The 21202-nt window shown below is 69.5% G+C and carries 14 protein-coding genes; 7 read left to right on the top strand and 7 right to left on the bottom strand.

Translation table 11 applies throughout. From position 1 onward, the window contains the following. Positions 1–75 precede the first annotated feature (75 nt). The 3 genes from E3O39_RS03640 to E3O39_RS03650 all read right to left on the bottom strand — a co-directional run bounded on the left by E3O39_RS03640 (position 76) and on the right by E3O39_RS03650 (position 5907). On the bottom strand, positions 76–1470 hold the full coding sequence (locus E3O39_RS03640; RefSeq protein WP_134445907.1) for a S1C family serine protease: 1395 nt from the start codon (positions 1468–1470) through the stop codon (positions 76–78). A gap of 200 nt (positions 1471–1670) precedes the next feature. Next, the gene (locus E3O39_RS03645) at positions 1671–4688 is read right to left on the bottom strand and encodes an AAA family ATPase (protein ID WP_134445908.1); all 3018 of its coding nucleotides are present in this window, start codon (positions 4686–4688) and stop codon (positions 1671–1673) included. A gap of 25 nt (positions 4689–4713) precedes the next feature. Then, entirely contained in the window at positions 4714–5907 is a 1194-nt protein-coding gene (locus E3O39_RS03650) for an exonuclease SbcCD subunit D (RefSeq protein WP_134445909.1), read from the bottom strand. Between the two features lie 178 nt (positions 5908–6085). Here E3O39_RS03650 and E3O39_RS03655 point away from each other — a divergent pair, with 178 nt between their 5' ends. The 5 genes from E3O39_RS03655 (at position 6086) to E3O39_RS03675 (ending at position 12004) form a co-directional block, all read left to right on the top strand. Then, complete coding sequence (locus tag E3O39_RS03655; protein WP_134445910.1) at positions 6086–6874, top strand: DeoR/GlpR family DNA-binding transcription regulator; 789 nt, start codon at positions 6086–6088, stop codon at positions 6872–6874. Next, a complete protein-coding gene (locus E3O39_RS03660; protein ID WP_134445911.1) occupies positions 6871–7839 on the top strand; it encodes a 1-phosphofructokinase family hexose kinase in 969 nt (322 codons plus the stop codon). Before E3O39_RS03655 ends, E3O39_RS03660 begins: the two co-directional genes overlap by 4 nt. Continuing rightward, positions 7836–9827 carry a fructose-specific PTS transporter subunit EIIC gene (locus E3O39_RS03665; protein ID WP_134445912.1) on the top strand — a complete coding sequence of 664 codons (1992 nt, stop codon included), beginning with the start codon at positions 7836–7838 and terminating at the stop codon, positions 9825–9827. Before E3O39_RS03660 ends, E3O39_RS03665 begins: the two co-directional genes overlap by 4 nt. Positions 9828–9946: 119 nt before the next feature. Next, positions 9947–11635, top strand: a complete 1689-nt coding sequence (ptsP, locus tag E3O39_RS03670; protein WP_134445913.1) for a phosphoenolpyruvate--protein phosphotransferase — start codon at positions 9947–9949, stop codon at positions 11633–11635. Between the two features lie 90 nt (positions 11636–11725). Beyond that, entirely contained in the window at positions 11726–12004 is a 279-nt protein-coding gene (locus E3O39_RS03675) for an HPr family phosphocarrier protein (RefSeq protein ID WP_134445914.1), read from the top strand. A gap of 72 nt (positions 12005–12076) precedes the next feature. Here the strand turns inward: E3O39_RS03675 and E3O39_RS03680 are convergent, their stop codons facing one another. Then, a complete protein-coding gene (locus E3O39_RS03680) occupies positions 12077–15679 on the bottom strand; it encodes a bifunctional RecB family nuclease/DEAD/DEAH box helicase (protein WP_134445915.1) in 3603 nt (1200 codons plus the stop codon). 218 nt (positions 15680–15897) lie between these two features. Here E3O39_RS03680 and E3O39_RS03685 point away from each other — a divergent pair, with 218 nt between their 5' ends. After that, positions 15898–16173: a hypothetical protein gene (locus tag E3O39_RS03685; RefSeq protein ID WP_370294617.1), complete on the top strand. Its 276-nt coding sequence runs from the start codon at positions 15898–15900 to the stop codon at positions 16171–16173. A gap of 2 nt (positions 16174–16175) precedes the next feature. Continuing rightward, positions 16176–17105, top strand: a complete 930-nt coding sequence (locus E3O39_RS03690; protein WP_134445916.1) for an FHA domain-containing protein — start codon at positions 16176–16178, stop codon at positions 17103–17105. 48 nt (positions 17106–17153) lie between these two features. Here E3O39_RS03690 and E3O39_RS03695 read toward each other — a convergent pair whose 3' ends face one another. From E3O39_RS03695 to E3O39_RS03700, 3 genes are all read right to left on the bottom strand, one after another. Continuing rightward, positions 17154–18839 (bottom strand): DHA2 family efflux MFS transporter permease subunit, encoded by a 1686-nt coding sequence (locus E3O39_RS03695; protein WP_134445917.1) that lies wholly within the window; start codon positions 18837–18839, stop codon positions 17154–17156. Further along, the gene (locus E3O39_RS18875) at positions 18836–19648 is read right to left on the bottom strand and encodes a tryptophan-rich sensory protein (protein ID WP_166787224.1); all 813 of its coding nucleotides are present in this window, start codon (positions 19646–19648) and stop codon (positions 18836–18838) included. The genes E3O39_RS03695 and E3O39_RS18875 overlap by 4 nt, the downstream gene beginning before the upstream one ends. Positions 19649–19805: 157 nt before the next feature. Then, the gene (locus E3O39_RS03700; RefSeq protein WP_241984964.1) at positions 19806–21116 is read right to left on the bottom strand and encodes an LCP family protein; all 1311 of its coding nucleotides are present in this window, start codon (positions 21114–21116) and stop codon (positions 19806–19808) included. Between the last annotated feature and the right edge of the window lie 86 nt (positions 21117–21202).

The raw sequence follows: 21202 nt of genomic DNA on the forward strand, positions 1-21202 counted from the left end.
GAGCGTAATTTTGGCCCTTAAACCGGCGGTTTAAGGGCCAAAATTACGCTCTCGCGGAGAGGAGACGCGCGCGGGTCAGTCGGCGGGGCCGGCGGTGAGGGTCGCGGATGCGGTGTGGGGTGCCCCGGCGGTGTCCGTCCAGGTGAGGGTGACCGAGTCGCCGGGGTTGTACGCCGTGAGGGTCGAGGTGAGGGCGGCGGCCGAGGTGATCGACGTGCCGTCGACGGCGGTGATGGTGTCGCCCGCGACGATCCCGGCGGTGGCGGCGGCCGAACCGGCGACGACCGCCGTGATCACGGCCGAGTCACCGGTCGTGGCCGTCGATCCGGTGGTGCCGGATGCCGCGCCGAGGCTGCCGCGGTAGCTGCGGCCGTTGACAGAGCCCGTGTCCGTCGACGTGGTGGCGCCCGAACCGACCGCGACCCCGAGGAACGCCGGGTAGCCGATCGTGACAGTGCTCGTTTCGACGCCGGTGTGGATCAGGGTGACGACCTCGAGGGCCGCGTCGATCGTGATCGCGAAGCCACTGATCGTCGCGGTCCCTGAGGACGCCGCCGTGTCAATGCCGATGACCTCCCCGTCGGCGTCGTAGAGGGGCCCGCCGGAGTCGCCGGACTGGATGTCCGCGTCAACCTGGATCAGGCCGGTCAGGGTTTCGGCGTCCGTGGCATCCTCGCTCGAGGCGGTGATGGTCTGGTCGACGCTCGTGACGGTGCCGGCCGCCGCGGTGAGGGTGCTCGTTCCGCCGGCGTTGCCGACCCCGGTGACCGCGTCCCCCGCCGCGACGGTCGAGGTCGTGTCCAGAGTGGCGGGGACCAGCCCGGAGGCATTCTCGAGTTTCAGCACGGCGATGTCCTGCGAGGAGTCCGTACCGACGACATCCGCCACATAGCTCACGCCGGTCGAGACGACCGTCACGCTGATGCTCGTCGCGCCGTCGATGACGTGGTTGTTGGTCAGGATCTCACCGTTCGAGGTGAGCACGATTCCGGTGCCGGCCGCTTCGGCGCTCTGATACTTGAGGACGGTGTCGATGACGACGACGCCGACCGACTGCGCGGCCGTTGCCGCAGTGGTGTCGAGCGCGGTGGCCGTCGTCGCGGATGCGGTGCCGGACCCATAGTTGGAGGGGCCGCCGGGGCGCAGGCCGGAGGTACCGAGGGTCGCCGAGGAACCTGAGGTTCCCGATGATCCGGTTGATCCCGCAACCGAGCCCGAGCTGCTCGTGCCCGACGTCGAGCTGTTCGAGGAGGAGGCCGCGGCGACGACCTGGGCGACGGCCATCGAGGAGAAGTACAGGCCGGCGCCCGTCGTCGCAGTGACGAGGGCTGCAGCGAGCCCCATCGAGACGATCACTCCGGCACGGAAGCGCGGCCGGTGGAAGGCCGGGTTGACGACGGGTGCGGCCAGGCTGTTGCCCGTGGATTCCGTGCCAGTGGGTTCCGTGCCCGTGGGTTCGGTGCCAGTCATTGTGAGATCCTTTTCCTCCGGGTGACGGCCGTACCGTCGCGACTGGTTCCCACCCAAGTCCCGGAAGCTATCGGATGTCTATGAGGCGTCGTGGTGTTGGCCCAGAGGGTCCCGCCCATCGGCTGTGAGCCCCTCCGGGCAGGCCGGGCCGGTCAGACGAGCACAGCGTCAGACGAACACAGGTCCAAACCGGCGCAGCTTCATACGAGGACTGTGCTGCCGATTTCACTGAAACCCTGATCGGTGACGGTGACCTCGAGCTTCGCCGGAATCTGTTCCTTCATCGAATCCACGTGGCTGATCAGTCCGATGGTGCGGCCACCGGCCCGGAGGCCGTCGAGGGTGCTCATCGCCGTCTCGAGCGTTTCGCTGTCCAGGGAGCCGAAGCCCTCATCGACGAAGAGGGTGTCGAGCGCGATTCCGCCGGCCTGATGCGAGACGACCTCGGCGAGCCCGAGGGCCAGGGCGAGTGAGGCGAGGAAGGTCTCGCCGCCGGAGAGCGACTGGGTCGGGCGGGCCCGTCCGGTGTGCTGGTCGAGGATGGCGAGTCCGAGGCCGGACTGGGTGCCGCGGTACTGCAGGGAATCGTCGTGTTCGAGGGCGTATCGGCCGCCGGTCATGTCCCGCAGGCGACCGTTCGCGGCGAGGATGATCTCCTCGAGTTGCGCGGCGAGCACGTAGGTTTCGAGTTTCATCCGTTTGGTGTTCGGTTCCTCGCCGTGAACGACCGCGGCGAGCTCCCGCACCTGGGCCTGGGTGACGAGCAGGGTCGCGGAGGTGGCGGCAAGCGCACGGGCCTCGGCGACCACGACAGCCAGTTCCTCCTGCCGGATCGCGAGGGTCCCGTGCTCGGTGAACGCCTCGTCCCTGGCCGTGGCCGCAGCGGCCCTGGCGGCCCTGGCCGGGTCCAGATCGAGCGCGACATCGGGAAGGTCGGCGAGCTCCGGTTCGGCCAGCACGGCGCGCACCGCGGCGAGCTGGTCGTCGTGGGCACGGATGCCGGTCTCCCGCGTCGCGATCTCGGCCGGCGTGAGTCGTGCGGTGACGACCTCCGTTGCTTCCACGAAGCCTTCCGCGGTGAGCCGGTCGGCCACGGCCGCGGAGGCGGCATCGAGGGCACGATCCCGTTCGCCGCTGAGGGCGCGGGCCGTCTCGAAGGCGCGCGCCGCCTCGAGCTCTGTGCGCATGCTCTCGGCCCGTTCGGTGACGGAGGTGTAGCCCGCCAGTTGCCGATTCACCCGTTCCTCGATCGCGATGCGGCGGCCGCGGATTTCGGTGAGCCGGGTCGCGGCATCGTCCCTGCCGGAGTGGACCCCGGCGAGGGTCTCCCGCGCGTGGTCGAGCTCGGTGCGCAGCCGCAGCCGCTCGGCACCGAGTTCCGTTTCCCGTGCCGCGGCGGTGCGGGCAGTCTCGAGTGCGGTGAGCGCGGCCGCGCGCGAGGCCGTGCGGTCGGCACCTGTTCCCGGGCCGGCGGAAGCACGGGCGGCGGCAGCGCGCGCGCCCAGGCTGAGGACCTCACCGTTGCTGCGCTCGAGGTGGTCCTGGGCGCGGGTCATTCCGGCGAGGGCGGCCTCGATGTCGCCCTCGGTGACCGGCTCACCGGACGCCTCCGCGGGGTGAGGATGCAGCGTGGAACCGCACACCCCGCACGGTTCGCCGGAAACGAGCCGGCCGGCGAGCTCGCCGGCGTGATCGGCCAGCCGCTTGGCGACGAGGTCTCGGTAGCGTCCGGCGGCGTCGGCGTTCTCGGTGGCGGCGGCCGCGTGCCGGCTGCGTGCCCTGTCGAGGTCCGCCTCGAGCGCGGCAGCCTCTGCGGCTGCGGCTTCCGCGGCGACCGCGCGGGCGAGCGCGGCGACGGCTTCCGGTTCGCGGGCGGAGTCGCGAGCGAGCGCGGCGAGGTCCCGGTCGAGGTCGTCGAGCAGGGCGGGCGCTGCGTCGATCCGCGCCTGCAGCCCGTCGAGCGTGGCCTGGATCTCGGCGAGCCCGGCCTCGGCGGACCCGGACTCCGCATCGAGGGCCGGCAGTTCTTCCTCGGCCGCGAGGACGTCGTTCAGGGACCCGAGCTGTTCGAGGAGCAGGTCGATGGTGGCGGAGAGTGGGACGGCATCCTGATCGTCGTCGCCGTCCTGGTCGACCTCGTCGGAACCGTTGACCGTGATCCAGTTCTCCCGCGCAGCCACCTCCGCCCGCGCCGCGTCGAGGGCAGCGGCGAGCGCAGCGGACTCTGCTTCGATCTGGGGCCATACCCGGGCAGCGCGGTGCGCGGCCGCGAGGTCGTCACGGTCGGCGTCGACAACGGCGCTGCGCTCGTCGAGCACGGCCAGGGTGGCCGTTGCGGCGTCCCTGCGGTCCTGGCGGGCCCGCATCTCTTCCTGGGCCCGAAGCCCGGCCGTCGCGTCGACCAGTGCGGCATCCGCACGGGCAGCCGCGGCGACGGCGACGGCGAGTGCCTGCTCGAGTTCGGCGGTGGCCGCCTCGAACCAGGCCAGGTCTGGTGCTGCGGTGCCGGGCTCGGTGCCTGCTGGCACGTGCCGGGCGGCGGATGCCGCGAGAGTCTCGAGCCGCACGCGCACGCCGGTGAGTTCATCGTCGAGGGCCTTGCGACGCGTGATGAGTTCTGTCTCCAGACTCTGGAACCTGCTGGTGCCGAAGAGGGTGCGCAGGACCTCGCGACGATCGTCGGTCTTGGCGAGCAGGAACCTTTGGAACCGGTTCTGTGCGAGCAGGATCACCTGCAGGAACTGGTCCTGTTTGAGCGGCAGGATGCGGGAGAGTTCGTTCCCGACATCGACGGGGCGTGCGGCGAGACCCCGCCAGCCGTCGACTGCATCGGCAGCGGCGTCGACCGCGGCGGCGTCGCGGATCTCGAGCCGGGCATCCGGTGCGGACACGGTCGTGCCGATGCCCCGCTTTTTGGCCTTGAGGTACCTGGGAGTGCGGAAGATGCGATAGTCGTTCCCGTTCAGGCCGAATTCGAGCTCGACGAAGGTGGGATCACCGGGTTCGCAATGGTCGCTGCGCAACTGCGATTCCGTGCCCTCATAGCGCGGAACACTTCCATAGAGGGCGAAACAGACCGCGTCGAGGATGCTGGACTTGCCCGCGCCGGTCTTGCCCGTGATCAGGAAGATACCGTCGTCGTCGAAGCGCTCGAAGTCGACGACCTGCTCGTTCTTGAACGGGCCGAACCCGGCGAGCCGCAGGCGCTTGATCTTCACGTCGTACTCCTCGTGTTCCTGATGCTCACTGGGTGACTTCTTTCAGTTCCCCGGCCGCGAGCAGTTCGGCGACGAGGTCTCGCTCGAACTCCGTCTGCCCGACACCGTTGCGCACGAAGCTCAGGAAGCCGGCGACGATGTCGGGATCGGTCTGCCGGTTGATCCGTTCGGCGTAGCTCTCGCTGCCGGTATCCACGACGACGGCCGGCCGGTGTTCGAGCGTGACACAGTGCGGGAAACGTTTCTGGAGCGCCCGCATGCCGTCGAGGGGCCTGACCTGGTCGGTCAGCACGGCCGAGACCCAGTCCCCTTCGAATGCTGCGAACCTGTCGGCGGTGAGGAGTTCCTCGAGCTCGCCGGTGAGCACACTGAGCCTCCGGGGAACCGGGAGGGCGACCCACTCGATCTCGAGCTCGGCGCCCTTCCCCGAACGGTCGGGGCCGAGGTCGACCTGCCAGGCGCCGCGGGGCTTTGCGGCCTCGGCGAACGAGTAGTGCAGGGGTGCGCCGGAGTAGCGCACCCGGTCTTCGAGCCTGGCTCGCCCGTGAATGTGCCCGAGTGCGACGTAGTCCGGGCCCTCGAACACGCTGACCGGCACGAGGTCGAGCCCGCCGGCGGTGATGTCCCGCTCGACGTCGCTCGCCTCCTGCGTGGCCGCGACGCCGGCCGCGAAGCAATGCGCCAGCACGACGGAGCGACCGCCGCGGACCGCGAGGTCCGACCGGATCTGGTCCATGACGAAGGTGAGCACCTGCTCGTGGGTCTTGAGCGTTCGTTCCGGGTGCGTCTGATTGGCATAGAGGTGGCGGACCAGGGCCGGTTCGAGGAAGGGGATGCCGTAGAAGTGCACGGGTCCGTGCTCGTCGGTGAGAGTGACCGGCGTGGCGACCTGTTCCGGCCGGGTGATCACATGGATGCCCGCCAGGCCGGCCCACTCGGACTGGAACCCGAGCCGGGTGGCCGAGTCGTGGTTGCCGCTCGTCATGATGACCTGCGCGCCGGCGTTCCGAATCTCGCGGAGGGCCGTCGCGAGGAGGGTGTAGCTGTCCGCTGAGGGCATCGCCGAGTCGAACACGTCGCCGGCGACGACGACCACGTCGATCGAACGATCGCGGACAACGTCGACGAGCGCGTCGAGCACGATCCGGAGGTGTTCGAGGGTCGAGTGCGTGTGGAACGTGCGCCCGATGTGCCAGTCCGACGTGTGCAGGATCCTCATGGTCGTCACGCTACCGTCCAGCACCGACACGGGCCGATCGGCCCGCCCACAGCATCCATCTTTGTTCTTCTGTGTTTTCCTTGACAAACAAAAAGAAACACAGATATCGTGTAGTCAATCCTGATCGAAGCGATCGGGCCGCGCAGTGGCGGGGGTCACTCAAAGACGAGGAGGTATCATGTTTGCGGAAGAACGGCAGGCGCTGATCGCCGAACTCGTCAGCGAAGCCAGCCGGGTCACCGTCAATGAACTCGCAACCCGCTTCGACATCACCCCGGAAACAGTGCGCCGCGACCTCGATACGCTCGAAGGCTCCCGGCAGTTGCGTCGAGTCCATGGCGGGGCCGTCGCCCTCGACCGCCTCAGCCTCTCGGAGCCGAGCCTGGCCGAACGGCAGACCCAGCGACACGACGAGAAGGAACGCATCGCCGCTGCCGCGTTCGCCATGATCCCGACCAGCCAGTCCGGGTCGATCATCCTCGACGCCGGCACCACGACCGAGCTCCTCGCCGACCGTCTCGCCGACTGGACATCCGCCGGACCCGACGACCAGCTCCTCGTCATCACGAACGCCGTTCCGATCGCATACAAGCTTGCCGGCAACGAGGAAATCCAGCTCCACCTCCTCGGCGGTCGCGTCCGTGGCCTGACCCGCGCGGTCGTCGGCCAGAGCACGATCGCGCAGCTCGAGGGGCTCCGCCCCGATATCGCGTTCATCGGCGCCAACGGCGTGCATGCCATCTTCGGCCTGAGCACCCCCGACCTCGTCGAATCGTCCGTGAAGACCGCCATCGTCCGATCGGCACGGCTCGTCGTCGCGCTCGCCGATTCCACCAAGCTCGACGAAGAGACCCTGGTGCGGTTCGCCGCCCTCGGGGACATCGACGTGCTCATCACGGACGCACCCCCATCACCGGAACTTTCCGCGGCCCTGGCCGCGGCTGACGTAGAGGTTGTGATCGCGTGATCATCACGCTTACCCCGAATCCGAGCCTGGACCGCACGATCTCGCTCGACGGCATCCTCGCCCGCGGCGAGGTGCAGCGCGCCGTGGCGAGCCACGTGGAGCCGGGGGGCAAGGGCGTCAACATCTGCCGCGCCCTTGAGGCCTCCGGCGTGGAGAGCCTCGCGATCCTGCCCGGCGACGCCCTCGATCCCGTGCTCATCGCGCTCTCCGATGCGGGCATCCCGCACCTCGGCATGCCGATCGGCGCAAGCATCCGCAGCAATGTCGCGATCACGGAGCCGGACGGCACCACGACCAAGGTCAACGTGCCCGGCCCGGTGCTGACCCCCGCTCAACAGACCGAACTCATCGATCTCGTGCTCGACCGGGCGGATGGAGCAGGCTGGGTCGTGCTCGCCGGCTCGCTTCCCCCGGGAGCTCCCGTCGATTTCTACGCCGACATCATCCGCCGGCTGCGCGCCCGCTACGGCTCCGCGGCGCCGAAGGTCGCCGTCGACTCGTCCGGCGCCCCCTTCGCCGCTGCCGTGAGCGCCGGCCCAGACCTGATCAAGCCGAACGGTGAGGAACTCGCCGAACTCACCGGGATCCCGGACGCCGAAGCCCTCGAGGGCAATCCGTCACTGGTCGCAGCGGCATCCGCTCGCCTCGTGGCCGGCGGCGTCGGCGCGGTCCTCGCCACGCTCGGCGCCCAGGGTGCCGTGTTGACGACCAGGGACGGATCCTGGCTCGCCCAGACGCCGCCCATGGTCGCCGTGAGCACCGTCGGCGCCGGCGACTCGTCGCTGGCCGGCTTCCTGCTGAGCGACCTGGCCGGCGGCAGCGCCCCCGATGCGCTCCGCCAGGCAGCAGCCCACGGGGCCGCAGCCGCATCTTTGCCCGGATCAACCGTTCCGGCACTGAACCAAACAAAGCCCAGCGACGTCACCGTGACGCAGCTGACCCATCCAAAGGAGGATGTCCAGTGAGTGCACTGATCACCCCGGAGCTCGTCGCTCTGGATAAGAACCTCGGAGCCGCTCCCTCGAGCGTCATCCGGCGACTCGCCGAGCTCGTTGTCGGCGCAGGCCGGGCCACCGAGATCGAGAGCCTGTACGCGGATGCCCTCGCCCGCGAAGCGAAGACGGCAACCGGCATCCCCGGTGGCCTGGCCATCCCGCATTGCCGCTCCGCAGCCGTTACCGAGCCGACCCTCGCGCTCGCCCGCCTGTCGACCCCGGTCGACTTCGGCGCAGGAGACGGCCCCGCCGACCTGGTCTTCCTGATCGCCGCGCCGGCAGGCGCGGACCAGGAACACCTTAAGATCCTGGCGAAGCTCTCCCGTTCGCTGATGAAGCCCGCGTTCACGGCCGCCCTGCGCGCCGCCACGACGCCCGCAGAGATCGTCGAGCTCGTCACCAACGTCGTCTCCCCCGTTCCCGTCGCTGTCGGCGGCGGCACTGCAGCCCCCGCGGCATCCGTCCGCACCGGGGTCAAGCGCCTCGTCGCCGTCACGGCCTGCCCCACCGGTATCGCGCACACCTACATGGCCGCTGAGGCCCTCTCGGCCGCCGCGGAAGCCGCGGGCGTCGAGATGCAGGTCGAGACGCAGGGCTCCGCCGGCCTCACAATGCTCGACCCCGCGGTCATCGCAGCGGCCGACGCGGTGATCTTCGCGGTCGACGTCGACGTGCGCGGCCGCGAGCGCTTCGCGGGCAAGCCCGTCATCCAGGTTCCGGTCAAGCGCGGCATCGACGAGCCGGCCAAGCTCATCGCGGACGCCATCGCGGCCTCGGAGAACCCGAACGCCCGCCGCGTCGGCGGAACCGCAGGAGCGGCGGAGGTCGACGAGAAGAACGAGCACTTCGGCCAGAAGGTCAAGCGCGCGCTCCTCACCGGTGTCAGCTACATGATTCCGTTCGTGGCAGGCGGAGGCCTGCTCATCGCACTCGGCTTCCTCCTCGGTGGTTATGAGATCACCAAGGTCGCCGACGTCGTCACCCTGCAGAACAGCCTCTTCAACCTGCCGGACGGCGGCCTCGCGATCTATCTCGGCGCGGTCTTCTTCAAGATCGGCGCCCTGTCGATGGGCTTCCTGGTCCCGGCGCTCTCCGGCTACATCGCCTATGCGATCGCCGACCGCCCCGGAATCGCCCCCGGGTTCGTCGCGGGCGCCGTCGCAGGCTTCATGGGTGCCGGCTTCCTCGGCGGCATCGCCGGCGGCTTGCTCGCCGGTGTCGCAGCGGCCAGCTTCGCGCGGCTCAATGTTCCGCGCTGGCTCCGCAGCCTGATGCCCGTCGTGATCATCCCGCTCGTCGCGTCGATCGTCGCCTCCGGGTTGATGTTCCTCGTGCTCGGTGGTCCGATCGCGTGGCTCACCGCCGCACTGAACACCTGGCTCACGGGTATGAGCGGCGCAGCGGCGATCGTCCTCGGACTGATCCTCGGACTGATGATGGGCTTCGACCTCGGTGGCCCGGTCAACAAGGTTGCATACGCCTTCGCCGTCGCCGGCCTCGGCACCGCGACCGTGGCCAACCAGGCTCCGTGGCAGATCATGGCCGCCGTGATGGCCGCCGGAATGGTTCCGCCGCTCGCGATGGCCCTGGCCACCGTGCTCGACAAGAAGCTGTTCAGCCCGATCGAACGTGAGAACGGCAAGGCGGCCTGGCTGCTCGGTGCGTCCTTCATCTCCGAGGGTGCCATTCCCTTCGCCGCGGCAGACCCGCTGCGCGTGATCCCGGCGAGCATGCTCGGTGCCGGTGTCACGGGCGCCCTGTCGATGGCCTGGGGTGTCACGAGCAAGGCCCCGCACGGCGGCATCTTCGTCTTCTTCGCGATCGACAGCTTCGCGCTGTTCGCCCTGGCCATCGCGATCGGCACCGTCGTCGCAGGCCTGGTCGTCATCGCCCTGAAGCGGTACACCACGAAGAAGGTCGTTTCCGGAGTGGAAGCCCCGGTTCTCGTCACCGCATGAACAACCAGTAGTACCATCACCGCATGAAAACGCGGCGGCCGATACGTGATCCGTACCGGCCGCCGCGTAATATCGTTACCGTGGGCAACCAATTCCCACGCAAGAATAGAGGTTAAACCGTGCAGCAGAACTTCTCCGGCGTGGGCGTCAGTCCCGGGCGGATCATCGGATCGATTCGGCAGATGCCCAAACCGGTCAGTGAACCCCCGGCCGGAGAACGATTGGCCGCGTCCCTCTCAGCGGATGCCGCCGCCGAACTGCTGCGTGCCTCTGCCAAGACCGTGCAGGTCGAGTTACAGAACCGGGCAGCGGGAGCGACCGGCGCGAGCAAGGCCGTCCTCGAGGCCACCGCGCTGATGGCGACGGACCCGATGCTGATCAAGGCGGCCATCAAGCTGATCAAGACCGGTCTGTCCGCCGAGCGGTCGATCTGGGAGTCCGGCGCCTCCGTCGCCGAGATGCTGATCAACCTCGGCGGGTACATGGCCGAGCGGGCAACGGACGTCCTCGACGTGCGCGCCCGTATCGTCGCAGAGCTCCGCGGTGTTCCCGCGCCGGGCATCCCCCTCGCCGACGCACCGTTCATCCTCGTCGCAGAGGACCTCGCCCCCGCTGACACCGCGACCCTGGACCCGGAGAAGATCCTCGCCCTCGTCACTTCCGGCGGCGGACCGCAGTCCCACACCGCGATCATCGCCCGCGCCCTCGGCCTCCCGGCCGTCGTCGCAGCCCCCGGCGTCGACGCCCTCGAAGACGGCATCGAGGTGTACGTGGACGGCGCGGCCGGCCTCCTCTCCCTCGAGCCCGGCGCCGAGGAAATCGCCGCCGTGGAAGCCTGGAAGACCGCCGCAGCGATCCTCGCCGTCTTCGATGGCAACGGTCGCACCGCGGACGGCCACCTCGTCCCCTTGCTCGCCAACGTCGGCGGAGCAAAGGACGCCGTCAAGGCCGCCGAAGCCGGCGCCCAGGGCGTCGGACTGCTCCGCACCGAGTTCTGCTTCCTCGAGCGCGAGACCGAGCCCACGATCGAAGAACAGGTCATCGCCTACCGCGGCGTGTTCGACGCGTTCCCCGGCCAGAAGGTCGTCGTACGCACCCTCGACGCCGGCGCCGACAAGCCGCTGCCGTTCCTGACCGACACGAGCGAGCCGAACCCCTCGCTCGGCGTGCGCGGATACCGCACCGACCTGACCACCCCTGGGGTGCTGGCCCGCCAGCTCACCGCGATCGCCCAGGCCGCCGAAGGTTCCTCGACCAGCGTCTGGGTCATGGCCCCGATGATCGCGACGCCGGAGGAAGCCGCGGAGTTCGCTGCGATGTGCGCCACCGCAGGGCTCAAGATTCCCGGCGTCATGGTCGAGGTCCCCTCCGCCGCGCTCCTCGCGGACCGGATCCTCGGTGAAGTCGACTTCGTCAGCCTCGGCACGAACGACCTCACCCAGTACACGATGGCCGCCGACCGCCAGCTCGGCACTCTCGCCGCGCTGAACTCCCCGTGGCAGCCTGCCGTGCTCAAGCTCATCGGACTCACCGTCGAAGGCTCGATCGCCGAAGGCAACAACAAGCCCGTCGGCGTCTGCGGCGAGGCCGCAGCCGACCCCGTGCTCGCCGTCGTGCTCGTCGGACTCGGGGTCGCGACCCTGTCGATGACCTCCCGTTCGCTCTCCGCTGTCGGAGCCGTGCTGAAGTCCGTCACCCTCGACGATGCCAAGAAGCTCGCGGTCCTCGCGGTGTCCGCGCCGAATCCGACCGAGGCCCGCAAGCGCGTGCGCGCCGGATTGCCCATACTTGAAGAGCTGGGTCTGTAACCGCACACGCGTAACCGCTCCCCGCACCACTCCAGTCAGCCCGCAGTATCGTCGAGCACGACCGTCGTCGAGTATCAACCAGGAGGAATTATGTCCGAACGCACAGCCACCATTGCCAGCCGAGTCGGCCTGCATGCCCGTCCCGCGTCCATTTTTGCGGCCGCCGTCGGCGAACTGCCGATCGAGGTCACCATCGCGATGGAGGGCGAGCCTGCTGAAGACGCCATGGACGCCTCGAGCATCCTGAGCCTGATGAGCCTCGGTGCGGCCAACGGCGACGTCGTCGTGCTGCGCGCGGAAGGCGACGGAGCCGACGAGGCGCTCGAAGCCCTCGTCAAGATCCTCGAGACGGACCTCGACGCCGAGTAATACTCCACCGGAACAACAGGAAGCACCCTCGGTATTCGGGGGTGCTTCCTTTTTTGTATGCTCGTCGCTGGTCTACGAGCCGACGAGTGTGATGAAAGCGCTCAACTGGGCGAGCGCCTCGACTCTGTGCGGCAGCGAGTCCGTGAGCGCGGGCGAGTAGACGAGCCACGCCGCCCACTGCGCGCGCGAGATGGCGACGTTGAGCCGGTTCGCGAGCAGCAGGAATTCGAGGCCGCGCGGCACCTCCTCCGCGGACGACGCCGCGAGCGAGACGATCGCGACCGCGGCCTCCCTGCCCTGGAATTTGTCGACCGTGCCGACCGGGACCGAGGAGAGGCCGGCCGCCCGGAGTCGTTCCCTGATCAGGGCGACCTGGGCGTTGTACGGAGCGACCACGATCACGTCCGCCTCCCCGAGCGGGACCGTTCGCCCGGCGGATGTCCACGGCCGGCCGATGGCGTCGCGGACGAGCCCGATCACGACATCCGCTTCTTCGATCGACGAGGTCGCGTTGTCCGTGTGGCGCACCGGAACGGGATGCAGCCCCGGTTCCACTCCGGCCAGGGCGCGGTCGGAGGGGTGCGAGCGGAGTTTGCCCTCGTAGGAGAGCGCCGAAACAGGAGCGCAGACGGCCGGGTGCATCCGCCAGCTCGTCGCGAGGAAATACCCGAGCTCGGCGGGGAGCACCCGATGCCCGTCCGTGAGCCAGCCGAGCGCGGAGAGGTCGACGGGCTCGGGGTGCGTGCCCTGGCTGACCTGCGGCAACTGCTGCGGGTCGCCGAGAAGCAGCAGCCGCTCCGCCGAGACGGCCGCGGCAATCGTGCTCGCGAGGGAGTACTGCCCGGCCTCGTCGATCACGAGCAGGTCGAGGGAGCCGCGCGGGATCCGGTCGGCGTTGCTGAAGTCCCAGGCCGTCCCGCCGAGTACCCAGCCGTCCGACCGGCCGGTGAAAGCGGCGAGACCCTTGACATCGAGGGCGAGCCACGGAACGGCAGTGCCTTCTTCGCCCTTCTTCGGCCGTTTGCCGACGCGGTCCGGGTCGAGCCCGACTCCGGCGCCCGCCTCGACCACCGCCCGCAGCATGTTCTCGACGGCCGCATGCGACTGCGCGACGACGCCGATTTTCCAGCCGTGCCGGACCACGAGGTCGGCGATCACCCGCGAGCCGACGAAGGTCTTCCCGGTTCCGGGCGGGCCCTGGACGGCAAGGTAGGAGTGATCGAGGGCCAGCACGGCATCGCGGATGGCGCCCGGGGTGTCTCCTGCGGTAACGACAGGCAGGGTGGCGCCCCCGCGCAGTCGCGGCGGCACCCGGCGCAGGATGTCGAACGCGGCATCCGCGAGCGGCAGCGGCCATGCGGACAGCACGGCCCTGCCCCACTGGGAGATCGCGCCGACCTGGCTGCCGGGCTGCGGCGGAGTCCCCGGAGTGACGGCGACAGGGAGCGCGTCGTGGTGGGGCGCGTCGCGTTCGAGCATCTCGTCGACGAAAATCACGCCGTCGTCGAGGGCACCGCCATCGAGGACGCCGTCGTCGATGGTGCCGCCGAATCCGCCGTCGTCGCCCACCTGCACGATGGTCGCCTTGTTGTGGGCGGTGCGGGCGCCCGGCTCGTCGCTCCGCCGGATCGGCGGATACGGCGGGTCGTAGACGAGGAACGGCTGTTGCCCTGCTTTGAGCGAGCTTCCGGGCGCCGGGGTGCCCGCGAGCCGGAGCAGGCGCCGGTCGAGGACCTGCCTGCCCTCGCGGTGCCAGCCGATCTCGACGGTGGCCCGCACGACCGAGAAGACGTCCCTGGTGTCCGACCAGTCCTCGAGGGGCGACGCGAGCCTGGCGAAGTGGTCCCACCAGAACGATTTCTGTTCGCGGCGATGGTAGTCGATGGCCGCGGCCGCGAGGGCGAGCGCGGTCTCGTCGCTCGTGCGGCCGGTCGGCGGCACCTGTTCGAGCAGGGCGGTCAGTTCGAGGTAGACCGGGTCGGGTTCCCGCTCGGGGACCGCGATCGCGAGCTCGCCGGCACGAGCCGCGACGCCGGCATCGCCCGAGGCACCGAGGCGTCCGGCGGCACCGTCGTCGGCGGCACCGTCGTCGAAGGCACCGTTGTCCGCGGCCCGGTCGAGGAGCCAGTCCCGCAGCCGCCGCGTCGACCGGCAGTCGTAGGCGTTGTACCGCGCGATGTCCTCGAGGACGGCCGCAGCGGCATCCGCCTCGCCGGCGGCGAGGAGCTCGCCCGCGTGCGCGTACTCGGCGATCGAGTCTGCGGCGTTGTCGACGCCCTCCCTGGCCTCCTCCCCCATGTACAGCGGCTCGAGCTTCTTGAGCGAGTAGCTGCGGCTGCCGACCCGGAGGCCCTGCCGCACGATCGGGTACAGGTCGACGAGCACGTGGTTGCGGAGCAGGTCGTCGACGGTGTCCTCTCCGACGCCGTGCCGCGCGGCGAGGCTGAGCAGGTGGGTGCGCTCGTAGGGGGCGTAATGGTAGATGTGCAGGTCGGGGTACCGTTCCCGTCGTTCGTGCACGTAGGCGAGGAAGCCGATGAGGGCCTGGCGTTCCTCGGCGTGGCTGTGCGCCCAGAAGGCGCGGAAGGTGTCGTCGGGTTCCACGAGGCCGAACAGGTAGTCGAGGCCCCACACCACGGTGCCGGCTGAGGCGTCGTCCGCTCCCTCCTGGTACAGGGGATCGCCCTCGAAGTCGAAGAAGATATCCCCCTGGCTCGGCCGCGGAAGTGCGGCGAGCGCCGGCGGATTGGTCACCTGCCAGGCGAGCGGTCGGCCGGGGTGCGGGTCGAGCTGAAGACTGGCCTGTGCGCGCAGGGTCGCGAGCGTCGAATCGGTGATCCCGGCGACGGGCCCCGCAGATGCGGCGAGCTCCTCGATCGTCCCGATCCCCGCAGCGCGCAGGCGGGCACGCTGCGAGAGCCGCAGCCGGGCGACCAGGAGCACGTCCCGGTGCAGTTGCACCTGCTCCTCACAGACCGCGCAGCGTCCGCAGGCGACGTACCGGGCGTCGCCCCAGGGGGTCGGCGCGGCGTCGGCGAGGCGTTCGTCGATCAGGCCCTCGAGCCTGGCCCGCCTGGCCCGGTACACCGGAAGGATGTCGGCCAGCCTGTGCGAACTCGTGCGCCCGTCGCCGAGAAGGAGGTGCACCCGGTCGCCGGTGCGGATACCGAGGCGTTCCAACTGGTCGCTGTACGCCGCGAGTTGCAGCAGCGCGGTCACCTTGGCCGAGCGGGCCAGTTTCGTGTCGTAGACCTCATAGCTCGGCCCCGCCGCGGCGCTTTCCGCCGAATCGCCCTGCTCCGGCGAGCGGATGATGAAATCCGCGTACCCGAGGAAACGCCCGTCGAAGAAGGCGGCCTGGAACACCACCGCGGCGCCGGCTCGGAGGGCCTCGGCACTCAGCCGGGCGGCTTCGAGGATCGCAGCGCGCTCGGCGCGGGCCGGACGCTCGATCTCGACGACGGGCCCGGTCGAACGGAGCCGGTTCAGCATCCGCAGTTCGTGGGCGTCGCCGAGTTCCGCGGTGCGCGCGAGCATGGCGTCCGCGGGGTCCGGAACCGGGTCGATCCGCCCGAGGCGGGCGTCGAGCCGGCGCATCACGGCCCACTCGCAGACCGCGGCCGCGCTCAGGTCGCTCGCCGAGTACACGACGGTGACAGGGTCAAGCAGGAACACGGCGGCCTCCCGAAAGGATCTGCCCCGAGGCTAACCGAAGCCACCGACGTACGGGTGCTGTGAGCAGGCTGTGGAATCCCCCGCTGCGCGAAGTCGCCCACTAGCCTCGACCCAACGGCAGTGTTGACGTGGCCGGGCTTCCCCCTCACGGGGTGCCCCGGAGGGTTTCCTCGACGTCGGACTCCGCATCCTCATCGACGAAATCAGAAGGACACACCGTGAGCGAAACCACCAGCACGAGCACGAGCGACGACACGGCCGGAACGGCGACGGGCCCCGACGGCCACATCATCCAGGACTGGACCGACCTCGGGAAAGAGATGTGGTCGTACCTGACCGGCAAGAGCGCCGTGATCAACTACACCTTCATCGACATGGCCGTCGAAGTCCCCCGGGACATCGGACCGGACGCCCCGCGGGCGACATGGAAGCTGAACGGGACCCTCCGCGTCACGACGAGCGAAGGCCCGACCGCCGAGTCCCTCGCCCACTGACCATGGCAACGACCACCCGTCTGGACATCGATCTCGCCTTCTCCCTTGCCGAGCCGGACGGCCAGCACGGCGGCGAACGGATGCACGGAACGATCACCGCCGCCGGCACCGACGTCGAGATCTTCGCGAGCCGGCCAGAGCTCTTCCTGCAGACGAGGACGATCACTCTCAAGGAGATCCGTACCCTCGCGGCAGACCTGGCCGAACGGGGGCTCTCGGTCTCGCTGAGCGGTCCGAACGGGCTGGTGGTCCGGCTCGGTGCGATCCCGGCTCAACGGCTGCAGCGCCTCCTGACCGGGTCCGCGCATGTCGCCCTCGGCAGCCGGGCGGCGCTGGCGCCGCTGCTGCGGCGTCGCAGGCGCGCCGGCGGGGCAGAACCGGCACCGGTCGTGACCTTGCCGCCCTCCACCCTCTTCCCCCTGGTACCGACGCTCGACCGCCGCATCCGGCGTACCGTGACGACCACGCACTACACCCGCGGATCCGGGCGTCCCCGACTGATCTTCGTCGTCGGGTCGGAAAACTGGGACGGCACGCCGCCCCGCCAATTCGACCTCATGCCGGAGACCACGACGATCGGATCGAGCCCGGACGCCGATCTGAGGCTCGACGGTCTCTCCCCGATCCACGCCGAGATCCGGCATGATCAGAACGACGAGTACGTGTTCTTTCCCCTCGGGCCCGTCACGCCGGGAACGGAGTCCCAGGGCATCGACGGAAGTCGTCCGTCAGAGGGGGGCCGGATTCTGCGCACCGGCGCGCGCATCGAACTCGGGCCGTGGCGGATGGCGTTCTTCCGCGAGGAATTCGCCGATCACGGTCGTCCGTACGGCGGCAGGGTGGGCGGGGAACTGGCGTACCAGAAGCCGCAGCCCGCTCGCAGGAGCGCAGCGAAGCCGCCACCGGCCACACCAGGGCCGCCGGTCTCCTAGCCGCGGAGACCCGGCGTTGAGGCGGCCGCTGCCCCGGCGTCCGCTGTGCTAGACCGGCTCGCCCGCCGTGGTGACGGCGGCGGATGCCTCTCCGCCGGCATCCGCTTCTGGCTCACGTCCGTCGCGGTGCGGCGTCGTGCCCGAGAGCCGCAGCGTCGCGAGCAGGCCGAGGACAAGGAATCCGGCGGCCGCGAACGCGGAGTACCGGGTGCCCTCGCTGAAGGCGTCGCGCGCGGCCGTGGCCACGGCGGGGCTCTGTGCTTCGAGGGCGGGGATCGCCGCTCCGGCACTGTCGACGACCGCGTCGACGACCTGGGTGCGCGCAGACTCCGGCAGCCCGGGCACGTCCGCGAGTTTCGCGTCCAGCGAGGCGCCGACCGAGGTGAACAGCACGGTGCCGAGCACCGCGATGCCGAGCGCGGAGCCGATCTGCCGCGCCGTCGAGGAGGTGCCGGACCCTTGTCCGCTCTTTTCGACCGGAACGTCCTTGAGCACGACTCCGGTCAGCTGGGCGGTCGCGAGGCCGACACCCATCCCGTAGACGAAGAGGAACGGCACGATCGCGAGCCAGCTGGCGTCCGCCGTGATCACCAGGCCGAGCCCCGCGACGCCGAGGATCTCCAGGACGATTCCGACCCGCACGATCGTTTCCGGTGACACCCGGTTGCCGTATGCGCCGGCGAATCCGCTCGCGACGAAGGAGCCGATCGCGAGCGCGAGCAGCACGAACCCGGTCTGGAGCGCGTCGTAGCCGAGCACGTTCTGCAGCCAGAGCGGCAGGGACAGAATGATGCCGAACTCTCCGAGAGACACGATCAGCGCCGCGATATTCCCGTTGCGGAATGAAGCGATCCGGAACAGTGAGAATGCGAGCAGGGTGGTCTTGCCTGCGCGCTGCCGGGAGAGGCCCCACAGGATGAACGCCGCGCCGGCGAGGAGGGTGATCGCGAAGGCGACCGGAATCGGGGAAATCGAATACGGCCAGGTGAAGCCGCCGATCACCATGGGCTTGTTCGTCAGCCACCAGCCGTAGCTGCGTCCCTCGATGAGTCCGAAGACGAGGCTGGCGCTCGTGAGCACCGAGAGCACGGCGCCGACGACGTCGACCCTGCGGGGTTCGCCGGCATCCTTCGACTCGGAGACGAAGACGAGCACACCGATGACGATGATCACACCGAGCGGCACATTGATGCCGAAGGCCCAGCGCCAGGAGAAGTACGTGGTCAGCCAGCCGCCGAGGAGCGGCCCGACCGCGACCATGCCGCCGATCGTGGAGCCCCAGATCGCGAAGGCGATGCCGCGGTCGCGGCCGCGGAAGTTCGCGTTGATCAGCGACAGGGTGGTCGGGAGCACCATCGCGCCGCCGATGCCCTGGATCAGGCGGGCGCCGATCAGCAGGTCGCCCGATTGCGCCAGGGCCGCGAGAACGGATGCCGCGGCGAACAGCACGACGCCGAGGATCAGGATGCGACGGCGCCCGTACCGGTCGGCCAGTGTGCCGAAGACGAGCAGGAGGGCTGCGAAGACGAGGGTGTAGCTTTCCTGGACCCACTGCACCTGGGTCGACGTGATCGCGAGGTCCCGCACGATCGAGGGGATCGCGACGTTGATGATCGTCGAGTCGACGATGATCAGCGCGACGGCGATGCTGATGAAGACGAGGCCGGCCCACCGGCGGCGCGGGGACTCAGCCCGGGCGGAGGCAGTGGGGGTGGCTGGGTGCTGGTCGGTCATGCGATTACCATTCGGGTCGGCGGGGAGACGGGAAGCTTCGCCATGCGCAGGCGCGCGCCGACGGTCAGGGCGATCACGAGCACGGCGCCGACGATGGCCGCGACACCGGCGGGCACGGAAGGCGGTGTTCCGCCGAGCCGTGCGACGGCGAGCCAACCGAGCCCCCAGGCGAGGGAGGCCGCAGGGGCGAGCCTGCCGTGACCGCTGATCGCGAGCAACCCGCCGACGACGGTGGCGACCGCGATGACGGCGACCGCCCAGAGGTCAGGGTCGAGCCCGAAGCCCGTGAAGCCGGCGACGACGAGCACGGCCGTCACGTTCGCAGCGGTCGCGACACAGACCCAGCCGAGGTAGAGGCCCATGGTCCCGTCGAGGATGATCGTTTCGACGAGGTTCTTCGGGCGTGAGGCCAGGGTGAGCCGGAAGGTGCAGACGAGGACAGCGAGCAGGGCCACGATGACGGGCACGCTGAGCCACAGCTGGTCGAACTGGATGCTCAGGATCCACGCGGCATTCAGGATCAGGGACGCCAGGACCGGGTATCCGAGCAGACGCTGACGGGGATCGCTCCGCTGCGCCGGCAGGCACTGCCAGATGGCGTACCCGACCAGGCCGAGATAGATCGGCGTCCAGATCGCGAACGCGGGGACGGCAGGGGCGATCAGGGTCGCGTCAGCGGCAAGCGCGCCGCCGGCGGCGTTCTGGATGGGGGTGCCGCCCGCGGCACCTGACCCGATGAAGGATCCGACGAGGGCGACGAGCGCGCCGATCACGACGAGGACCTGCCGCCGGAGATCTCGAGAATTCATCTCACTCTCCTAGATATAAGTCAACTGAACAAGATGACGTTAGCACCAGGGCGCGCGAAAGAACAGCGCAGGGTCCACTGATCCGTGATCCCTCGTTCGCGAATCATCGGGGTGCGCTCGGCGGAGTGCGCTCGGAGCGGCTCGATGGGCCCCTGGATCAGTAGTTGAAGGCGATCGAGCAGGTCTGCTGGCTCGCGGTCTGGCCGCGCAGCCCGGCGATCTCGACGGGAGCAGCTGCATCCGTTGCCGCGGGCGTCGGAGTGCCCGTTGCCGCACCGGTGGCCGAGGCAGTGGGGGTGGGGGTGGGGGTCGGCGTCGGCGTTGCGGCCGGCGCAGCCGTCGGGTCGAGTTCGGCGCTGTTGCCGAGGGATTTGGCGTCGAGGGTGAAGGACTGGTCGGCCGTGACCGCGGCGAACAGCTTCTTGGCGAGGGCGGTCGACGGTACCAGCTTGTTGGTGTCCTGCGGGTCGGTCGCCGACGGGTATTGCACGAACACGAGCTGGTTCAGGTCGATGTCCTTCAGGGCGAGCGCCATGCCGACCATGGTCGGGATGTTGGCGAGGGACGTTGAGAGTTTCAGGTTCGTCCCCGCGGCCGTCGCGAGGGCCGACAGCTTCGACACGTCGGTGAGCGTCGCGCTGCTCTTCATCACGCGCATCAGCGAGGACATGTAGGCCTGCTGCGAGGAGATCCGGGACAGGTCGCTGCCGTCGCCGACGCCGTGGCGGCTGCGCAGGTAGGCGAGGGCGGCGGTTCCGGAGACGACGCTCGTTCCCGCGGGAAGGTCGAGTCCCGTGTACGGGTCCTTGATCGCGTCGTTGAGGCAGACCGGGACGCCCCCGACGGCGTCGGCCATCGCGACCGTGCCCTCGAAGGAGATCAGACCCGCGTACGGAATGGTCAGCCCGGTCAGCGACGAAACGGTCGAGACCACGCAGCCGAGGCCGCCCCGTCCGAAGGACGCGTTCATGGCCGTGGACGTCGCGGCCTTCGCCACCTTCCCGGTATCGGGGTCCGTGCAGGCCGGCTGGTTGACGACGAGGTCACGGGGAATGCTGATCACGACCGCGCTCTTATGGTCGGCGGAGACGTGCAGCAGAATGTTGACGTCGTTGAGGGTGCCGGTGCGGTCGCCATAGGCTGCGGACTGGGTGAGGGAGTTGTCCACCCCGACGACGAGGACATTGAAGCCGCCCTCGAAGGAACCGAGCTGGGGAATCGCGGGCAGGTCGGTCGCCCCGTTGGAGATGTCGACCGCGTTAGCGGAGACCTTCGTTGCGAACTGGCTCACCGCGATGGCCGCAACGGAGACGCCGCTCACGAGGACGACGGCGAGCGTGAGCGCAAGCGCCTTGATCAGGGTCAGCATCGTGTGGCTGCGGCTCGGTCGGCGCCGATGGCGGATGAGCGTTGCCGCCCGTGCGTGCCTGCGGGCGTCCGCGCGACCCTCGGGTCTGTGATTCGTCAACAAAACCCCTTATTGCGTTCCATGGTCAGAATCTTCACGATAGTTGCCGGTCCCGGGTGTTTTCTGGACTCGGGCTATGAGACTCA

The organism is Cryobacterium sp. MDB2-A-1 (assembly GCF_004402675.1).
GTDB classification, from domain to species: Bacteria; Actinomycetota; Actinomycetes; order Actinomycetales; family Microbacteriaceae; genus Cryobacterium; species Cryobacterium glucosi.

Excerpts from the sequence above, each read along its gene's own strand:
- E3O39_RS03640 (WP_134445907.1), bottom strand. The coding sequence starts at position 1,470 with ATGACTGGCACCGAACCCACGGGCACGGAACCCACTGGCACGGAATCC.
- E3O39_RS03650 (WP_134445909.1), bottom strand. The coding sequence starts at position 5,907 with ATGAGGATCCTGCACACGTCGGACTGGCACATCGGGCGCACGTTCCAC.
- E3O39_RS03655 (WP_134445910.1), top strand. The coding sequence starts at position 6,086 with ATGTTTGCGGAAGAACGGCAGGCGCTGATCGCCGAACTCGTCAGCGAA.
- E3O39_RS03675 (WP_134445914.1), top strand. The coding sequence starts at position 11,726 with ATGTCCGAACGCACAGCCACCATTGCCAGCCGAGTCGGCCTGCATGCC.
- E3O39_RS03690 (WP_134445916.1), top strand. The coding sequence starts at position 16,176 with ATGGCAACGACCACCCGTCTGGACATCGATCTCGCCTTCTCCCTTGCC.
- E3O39_RS03695 (WP_134445917.1), bottom strand. The coding sequence starts at position 18,839 with ATGACCGACCAGCACCCAGCCACCCCCACTGCCTCCGCCCGGGCTGAG.
- E3O39_RS18875 (WP_166787224.1), bottom strand. The coding sequence starts at position 19,648 with ATGAATTCTCGAGATCTCCGGCGGCAGGTCCTCGTCGTGATCGGCGCG.